The 2,745-nt window shown below is 66.1% G+C and carries 2 protein-coding genes; one reads left to right on the top strand and one right to left on the bottom strand.

The genetic code is table 11. The features are described from left to right. Positions 1 to 2,031: DNA gyrase/topoisomerase IV subunit B (locus ACWF94_RS38105; protein ID WP_453499479.1), on the bottom strand; the 2,031-nt coding region annotated here is incomplete at its 3' end. A gap of 450 nt (positions 2,032 to 2,481) precedes the next feature. On the opposite strand from ACWF94_RS38105, the gene ACWF94_RS38110 reads away from it, so the two are divergent. Continuing rightward, positions 2,482 to 2,712: a DUF7455 domain-containing protein gene (locus ACWF94_RS38110; RefSeq protein WP_453499481.1), complete on the top strand. Its 231-nt coding sequence runs from the start codon at positions 2,482 to 2,484 to the stop codon at positions 2,710 to 2,712. Positions 2,713 to 2,745 lie beyond the last annotated feature (33 nt).

A 2,745-nucleotide genomic window follows, 5' to 3' on the forward strand; every position in this document is an offset into this window, starting at 1 on the left:
GTCGAAGACCTGCTCGGCGGAGTCGAGGTCGCCGATGTTGATCCGGCGCAGGGTGCGGTGGCGCGGGTCCATCGTCGTCTCGGCGAGCTGGTCGGCGTCCATCTCGCCCAGGCCCTTGTACCGCTGGATCGCGTCCTTGAAGCGGATCCCCTTGCGCTGGTACTCCAGCAGGGTCTGCCGCAGCTCGCTGTCGGAGTAGGTGTACACGTATTTGTCCTGGCCCTTCTTGGGTTGGACAAGCTCGATCCGGTGCAGCGGCGGCACGGCGGCGAAGACCCGGCCGGCCTCCACCATGGGCCGCATATAGCGCTGGAAGAGAGTCAGCAGCAGACAGCGGATATGGGCGCCGTCGACATCGGCGTCGACCAGGAGGACGATCTTGCCGTAGCGAGCGGCGTCGATGTCGAAGGTCCGGCCCGAGCCCGCCCCTATGACCTGGATGATCGCGCCGCACTCGGCGTTCTTCAGCATGTCGGACACGGATGACTTCTGAACGTTCAGAATCTTTCCGCGGATCGGCAGCAGGGCCTGGAACTCGCTGTTCCGCGCGAGCTTGGCGGTGCCGAGCGCGGAGTCCCCCTCGACGATGAACAGCTCGCTGCGCTCCACGTCGTCGCTGCGGCAGTCGGCCAGCTTGGCGGGCAGCGACGAGGACTCCAGGGCCGTCTTACGGCGCTGCGCCTCCTTGTGCTGGCGGGCGGCGATACGGGTGCGCGCGGCGGCGACGGCCTTCTCCAGCACGGCGCGGGCCTGGGCCTTGGCGTCACGCTTGGTGGAGGTCAGATACGCCTTCAGCTCCTTGGCGACGACATTCGCGACGATCCTGTTGGCCGCGGAGGTGCCCAGCACCTCCTTGGTCTGCCCCTCGAACTGGGGCTCGGCCAGCCGGACCGTGACGACCGCGGTGATGCCCTCCAGGGCGTCGTCCTTGACGATGTCGTCCTCGGCGACGCGCAGCAGCTTGGCCGAGCGCAGCACTTCGTTCATGGTCCTGGTGACCGAGCGCTCGAAGCCGGTGACATGGGTGCCGCCCTTGGGGGTGGCGATGATGTTGACAAATGATTTGACGGTGGTGTCGTAGCCGGTGCCCCAGCGGAGCGCGATGTCGACAACCAGCTCACGGGTGACCTCGGTGGGGGTCATATGGCCACGGTCGTCGAGGACGGGAACGTTCTCCTTGAAGGTGCCCTGTCCGGTCAGCCGCAACACGTCGCAGACGGCCTTGTCCTTGGCGAGGTACTCGCAGAACTCGCTGATGCCGCCGTCGAAGCGGAAGATCTCCTGGCTCTTGCCCTCCCCCTCCAGGTCCCGCTCGTCGCGCACCACGATGGTCAGGCCGGGCACGAGGAAAGCGGTCTGGCGGGCGCGCTGGTGCAGATTCTCCAGGGAGAGCTTGGCGTCCTTGAGGAAGATCTGGCGGTCCGCCCAGTACCGCACACGGGTGCCGGTGCGGGTCTTGGGCACGCGCTTGCCCTTCAGGGGCCCGTTGGCCGGGTCGAAGGGGGCGTCGGGGCCCTGCTCGGTGAACATGCCGGGGACACCGCGGCGGAAGCTGATCGAGTGGGTGGCGCTGTTCCGGTCGACCTCGACGTCGAGGCGGGACGAGAGCGCGTTCACCACCGAGGCGCCCACGCCGTGCAGTCCGCCCGAGGCCGCGTAGGAGCCGCCGCCGAACTTGCCGCCCGCGTGCAGCTTGGTCATCACGACCTCGATGCCGGAGAGCCCGGTCTTGGGCTCCACGTCGACCGGGATGCCCCGCCCGTTGTCCTGGACCTCGACGGAGCCGTCCTCGTGGAGGATCACCTCGATGTGGTCGCAGTATCCGCCGAGCGCCTCGTCCACGGAGTTGTCGATGATCTCCCAGAGGCAGTGCATCAGGCCACGGCTGTCGGTGGACCCGATGTACATGCCAGGGCGCTTGCGGACCGCTTCGAGACCTTCGAGTACGAGGAGGTGCCGCGCTGTGTAGTTGGAGCCGTCACGCTCTGCGGTCAGCAGAGTCCTGGACGGCACGGACGTTTCGGCGGTCACGCGGTTCGCTCCTCGCTGAATTTCTCATGTGGCCCAGTGGGTAAGGCCCGGCGTCGGTCGCCGGGTCAGAGGGTACCGAGCCCTGGTAGAGCCGATGTAACGCCACCCTCATGATTCTTCATGCTAGTCCAGCTTCGTATACATGTTCGATCCCTCGATGGAGTGAAGCGAACATCACGTTCCCTTCCAGGCATGAACCATTTAGGCTCCGGGCACGTCCTCATGAACAACCGGCAACCCAGCCGGGAGGGCCACACGAGACAAGCAACGCGAAATCCGTAGAGCGAAGCAATACGGCTCATTCGCCGCCACCCGGCAGCAGCCGGCCGCCCCGAGAGGAACTTTCGCCGTGAGAGGAACTTTCGAGGACAAGCCCCGAGCGGGAACGTTTTCGGGCTGGTTGGATGTTGACCCTGGTACGACAGCTCGTCGAGCTAGAGAAGAGGCGACGTGACTACTGTTCTGACCCCCGCGAGCCCCCTGACGGCCGCTGACCGCTGCGACAGGTGCGGCGCCCAGGCTTATCTGCGTGTCGTCCTGACCAGCGGTGGTGACTTGCTCTTCTGCGCCCATCACGGTCGCAAGTTCGAGCCGGAACTCAAGAAGATCGCCGCGGAAATACAGGATGAGAGCGACCGGCTGACGGCCGTACCGGCCGGTGCCGGCGAAGAGGATCACTGACACCTCGCATCCACGACGAGCCAGGCCGGTCCC

This window comes from Streptomyces sp. NPDC055078 (genome assembly GCF_053607985.1).